We start from the raw sequence: 1,324 nt of genomic DNA, 5'->3' as shown, positions 1-1,324 counted from the left end.
CGCCAGCACGGGAACAGCGCCGGCCGGCGGCACCGATCGTCAGCGTGACGAGCACGGCCGTTTTGCCCCGAAGGATCAGAACAAAACCGGCCAAGCGTCACAGCAGCCCACGGCTGCTCCGAAGGAAGCTCAGGCGGACGCAACCGCAAGCGCCATTCCTGCCGGTCAGCAGACAGCAGCCATCACACAGGAGCAGCAGCCGACGGCTTCGTCGCACCGTGTCCCGCCTGGCTGGTCACAGGAAGCAAAGGCGCAGTTCGCGAGTCTGCCGCCCGAAGTGCAGGCTGCCGTCAGCAAGCGCGAAGAGGAGGTCGATCGTGGCTTCCGCGTGCTTCAGGATTACAAGGGGCTCGAGGAGTTCACCCCTATCGTTCGCCAGGCCGGCACCACACACGCCGATGTCATGCGAAAGGCGATCGACTGGGAGAACGCGCTCATCCGTGATCCCGTCAATACCGTTATCAACGTCGCCAGGATGGCCGGCGTCAATCTTCAGGCCCTTATGGCCGGTCAGCAGGACCAGATCCTGCAGCGCCGCCCGCAACCGGCCCAGCAACAGCCCACGCCTCAACCCGTCAACGTCGAGGCCACGGTTGAACAGGTACTCCGGAAAAGGGACACGCAAAGTCAAGTCGAAGCGTTCCTTTCCGATCCGGTAAATGTGCACGCCGAAGCCGTTCTCGACGACATGGTCGCCCTCATCAGCGCAGGGCGCGCATCGTCGCTCAAGGATGCCTACGACGCCGCATGCTGGATGCGCCCCGATATTCGCCAGCAGCTGATCAGCCAAGCTGCACCGGCGAACACAGTTCAAGATCAGAATACCCAGAGGGCAGCAGCGGCAGATCAGGCCCGCCGCGCCTCACGATCGATTTCCGGCTCTTCCGCACCTGGGCCAACCCCGGGCGCCGGCGCCGGTCAGCCAACCTCAATCCGCGAATCCCTTCGCACGGCGATGCACGCCGCGAACGGTCGCGTTTGACAAAAGGAACCATGATCAATGCCTATCTCGCCCAACCTCTCTGAAATCGTCACCACGACGCTGCGCAACCGCAGCGGCACGGTCGCCGACGACGTGACGAAGAACAACGGTCTTCTCTCTCGTCTCAACAGTCGCGGGAAGAAAAAGCCCGTCTCTGGCGGCCGCACCATCGTCCAGGAGCTGCAGTACCAGGAAAACAGCACCTTCAAGCGCTATTCCGGCTACGACATCCTGAACGTCCAGCCCTCCGACGTCATCACCGCCGCCGAATACGACCTCAAGCAGGCCGCGGTTGCCGTCTCCATGTCCGGCCTCGAACAGCTGCAGAACTCCGGCGAGGAC

General features: G+C 63.1%; 2 protein-coding genes. Both read left to right on the top strand.

Annotation, left to right across the window (positions count from 1 at the left end):
* On the top strand, window positions 1-982 hold a 982-nt coding region (locus A7X77_RS33680; protein WP_064686689.1), incomplete at its 5' end, for a hypothetical protein.
* Window positions 983-1,000: 18 nt separating this feature from the next.
* Window positions 1,001-1,324 (top strand): phage major capsid protein (locus A7X77_RS32880; protein WP_156668213.1); only part of this gene is annotated, 324 nt, incomplete at its 3' end.

Origin of the sequence: Rhizobium bangladeshense (genome assembly GCF_001662075.1) — a bacterium.
Lineage (GTDB): Bacteria > Pseudomonadota > Alphaproteobacteria > Rhizobiales > Rhizobiaceae > Rhizobium > Rhizobium bangladeshense_B.
This window is presented reverse-complemented; position numbering and strand designations above follow the sequence as displayed.